Annotated in this window: 2 protein-coding genes; both read left to right on the top strand. The window is 44.4% G+C overall.

Annotated elements, in window-relative coordinates; all coding sequences use genetic code 11:
- Positions 1 to 3,035 (top strand): hypothetical protein (locus tag HMPREF1323_RS09220; RefSeq protein WP_009432104.1); only part of this gene is annotated, 3,035 nt, incomplete at its 5' end.
- 3 nt (positions 3,036 to 3,038) lie between these two features.
- Positions 3,039 to 4,068 (top strand): hypothetical protein (locus HMPREF1323_RS00045; protein ID WP_009432103.1); only part of this gene is annotated, 1,030 nt, incomplete at its 3' end.

Raw genomic sequence — 4,068 nt, 5'->3', positions numbered from 1 at the left:
ACCTCAATAACATCTACCAGCAAGTAGGGGTAGAGTTTAGGCTCTCCGAGACGGATAGTTTCCAAGCAGAGCTATCGAACGGGCATATCAGGCAAGACCTTAAGAAGCTCCGTGACAGCTACGAAGAGCAACACCCACTCGGCAAGGATGAGGTCTGTGTCTTTGTGCTTAGCTCAGAGCTAAGCAAGTCATCGAAGCTCGAGGATGTAGAGGGCTTAATGCCTCGCAAGAGTCGTTTCGGGTACATCTTTACAGGCAATAGCCCCAATGGGAAAAGCCTTGCCCGTACCCTAGCCCACGAACTGGGTCATGGCCTCTTCACGCTCCAACATAGCTTCGACGATGAGTACGGAGGTAAGCAGTCACAGAACGAAACTGCGAACCTCATGGACTACACGGTGGGGGCGACCAAGCTCGTGGCATTCCAGTGGAATATCATCTCTAACCCAGCTCCATTCACAGCACTAGACAGAGAGAAGGATGCACAGATTAACCGGGAGACCAAGCGAGTCCATATAAGCAACAAAGCTTCTGAACGCTTGGCTAAGAAGCCCGTTTTTGCTCCTAATGGACGCTTATTCCTTCTTCCTAAGGATGCTACGATATTCTCTATCGCCTGTGGTGATGCCTCGCTAGAGCAAGTGCCTCTTGGAGCCGTTACTACCTTCACGTGGCAAGAGGAGGTTTATAGAAGTAACTACGACACTAATCGTGAGGAGTTCTTCCTATATAGGAATGATAGGGGAGAGCCATTTGCCCCTGAGTGGGTTGAGTCAGGTACTCCGTCTGAGCTACGTTTTGATTACGACAAATGCTTGCTGTTCATAGATGGTGAGAGCTTCCCTATTGATTGCTCTAGCTGTGCTCAGTCTCGCGTTCAGATTAACTCTTCTATAATTGAGATTAGCAAAGCTACTGAGGATCTGCTTCGATATGCTATTGACCTGAGACATAAGGAAGGTAAGACCATTGAGGATAATCAGCTTTCTTCAAACAAGGAGGTCATCTCATTGCTTAAAGCGGAAGTTGTTAAGGCTCTAAGTAAGACTCCCAATCAAAAGCATCTCAATCCGAGTCTACAGGATAAGCTACAGGCCTATGAGCAGATTAATGGCAGACGCTTTGTCGTAGTTACCTGTTCCATCCCTTATGTAAGTAAATCTGTTGAGGAATGGAGTGCCTTAGCGTCAAGAGTCTTTAATGAATCAGGCTTAGGGGATAAGGATATCCTTATTACGATTCCTTATATGACACTTCCTGGTTTGGTGCGGGGAGCTGGATCGACCTTCTATATGCCTGGTGTCGCACAGGGCACTCAAGCTGTGATAGCTCCACTCTCAGGACGCTTTGACAACTCCAAGTATCCGGCTGGCAGGAATCAGGCTGGGATGGAAGATTTTATCCTCGAGGTCTTCCGTCAGACTCGTAAAAAGGTTACCCTCTATAAGGGGTATTTCTCTGCGTCTCGTTCTATTACCGTGGTTGCAGACCACAAGGGCGGGAAGGAACTTAGTGGCTATCCTTATAATAGGGTTATCATCCCATATATCCAGAAGGGCAGCGACCAGTTGATTAATGTTGTCCAGACATACCAAACAAGAGAGCGTATTAGGTTAAAGACTCTTGGTGCCACCGATGGGAACATTACGCCACAGGGTTATGGGCATGATGACAATCAAAAATGGCTGGAGCAGAACTACTGGCCAGTATTCTTCAAACTAGCGGAATATGCTGATCAGTTTGATCAGTATGAGCCTCATACAGTATCCGACCCTATACACTATAGAGAGGGCTTTCTTGATGCTGATAATGGTAAGGGGCTGAAGAATTATGAAGCTTACCTCTTGCAGTATGCCTACGAGAATGTACTTAAGAAGCTTAATCTTAATCTTCGCTCAGGCTTTTACTTCAAGCAGGAGCATACTCTGACGGATAAGACCGATTGGGTCCTCACTCGTTATGTGGATGAGCCTGTGTATGCAGTACTTGATGGAGCATCCGTAGCGCTGGCTTTCGTAGGCCTTGATGCTGTTCCAGATGCTTTTAATGTCTTTTATAGTACGATTCGAGGAGATTATAGTAATGCCAGCTTTGCAAGTATATCACTTATACTTCCTGGATCGATCTCCTCTAAATCAATTAAGACGGCTGAGGAGTACATCAGCAAACCTCTGTTTGGGCTGATTAAAGATCAAGCTAAGGTAAGCATAGAGCCTATTAGTAGAGAAGCCATTGAAAGAGGTTCGAAACAGTTGGCTCGTGGGGCTACAAACGAGGCCTTAGAAAGACTACTAAAGTCTGATACTAGAGGCGCTTTACGTGTTGTTCCCCATCGTGATATCGTTGATGCCCAGGAGCTTTTGATAAGATCAGGGCATCCTAAATTAGCACAACAAGTTGATGCCTTAAGAGTAGTTGTTGACATAAGAAATCATCGAAACTTTAAGGCTTTTGGGCTGACTGATGAGCTATTAGGAAGAATAGCAAGTACAATCAATACTGATGGTTATGCTCAAATTGTTTCTAATCTCAGGGTACTCATTGATAAGTTTGCCCCAAATAAAATCAAAGGCTTAGAGCTGCTGGTTAATAACTTGGGACATACAGAATCATCATTTCGTGAAGGTGCAGAATGGACACTACGCTATTTGGCGAACAATGCTGATGAATTTACTGGTGCCTCAAAGGTTAGCTTTGAGGTCCAAGAAATACTACCTAATGGCAGAAAACGTATTGCAGATATGGTTGTAGAGTATCCTCTAGAAAGTAGGGTCTATTACGAATTCAAGTCGGTGAAAAACTTACCACCAAAAGATTTCATCCAACAATTCTCTAATGATTTAACTAGACTCAACGCTAGGATGGATAATCTTAAATGGGTATTTGATGCAAAGAAGATACAGGCAAAGGATTTGCAAAAGCTTAGAAATAAGTTAGAGTCGGTAATAACTGATGACATGGCCAGAAACTATGGATATGATGATGCTGATGATATGATTAAAGTTTTATTAGATAAGGTATTTGTAGTAAGATAGATTATGAAGATCAAAGAAGTACGAGAGATCATAAGTGGGGCAAGAAACGTACGGAACAGTCCTCTGGGCATTATGTGGTTTCGCGGAGAAAGCACAGAACTGAATGGGGTCGAAGTTTCTAGTAAGATGCTTTTCCTTGAGCCAGGCTTGAGAGGAGGGGTGTTTGCGGCTATGATTCCTGGTGGAGACATCTACGAGATGAGTTCGAGTGGGATCAAGCTACAGCTACAAGTAGACAAAGCTGTAGGATATCCGAAGATAGGTGAACTCCCCCATTTCTATGTCATGAATAAACGAGATAAAGAGAAAGAGGAATACATCTACAGATATATTCAAAATGGGGAGGTGTTATGGACTAGATCATATCCCTATAGACTCGTTGAGCAGTTTGGAGACTATGCTCTCCTATGGTCCCCCATAGGAAGACATAAAGAAAGTGCTTGTCAGCTCATCGAGCTCGCTACTGGTGCTGTGCTTTGGGAATTAGACTACCCAGGGGCTTATATCAAGCAGGTTTATCCCTATGAGGATAAGGTGATTATTGTATGGTTCCCTCCTATGGGGAAAGAAGATAAAAGTCGTGTGTTGTGTGTGGAGGTGCCATCCGGGAAGATTATCTGGGAAAATCGAGAGCCGAGACACTACCAAAAATATGGAAACGACAAACTAGTATTCTTCTACTCTTCACTTTGGGAGGATGGATATGAGCGTGGAGATAATCACCAGCTTGCAGAGCTAGACGTACAGACTGGAGCCTTTCAAATGTATAAGTTCCCAGGCTATAACACCAGCACATATGTAACGACGGTCTACAAAGACTATCTTTTCTATGGAACACTCAACTATTACTTCTACGTTGGGGCTATCGACTTACGTACGCACGAGATGCTTCCAGAGGTTAAGATTGACTACACACCAGGGAATCTTAACCGAATATCGAGCATCGGCGTACACGAAGGGCAGCTCTACGTGGAGATTCAGACAGAGCTTGATCATAGCGATATACACGTTCTCGACCTAGACGAGGACGAGT

The sequence above is a fragment of the Porphyromonas sp. oral taxon 279 str. F0450 genome, from assembly GCF_000292995.1.
Lineage (GTDB): Bacteria > Bacteroidota > Bacteroidia > Bacteroidales > Porphyromonadaceae > Porphyromonas > Porphyromonas pasteri.
Note: the sequence above shows the minus strand (reverse complement) of the source record. Positions and strands in the feature narration are given on the sequence as shown.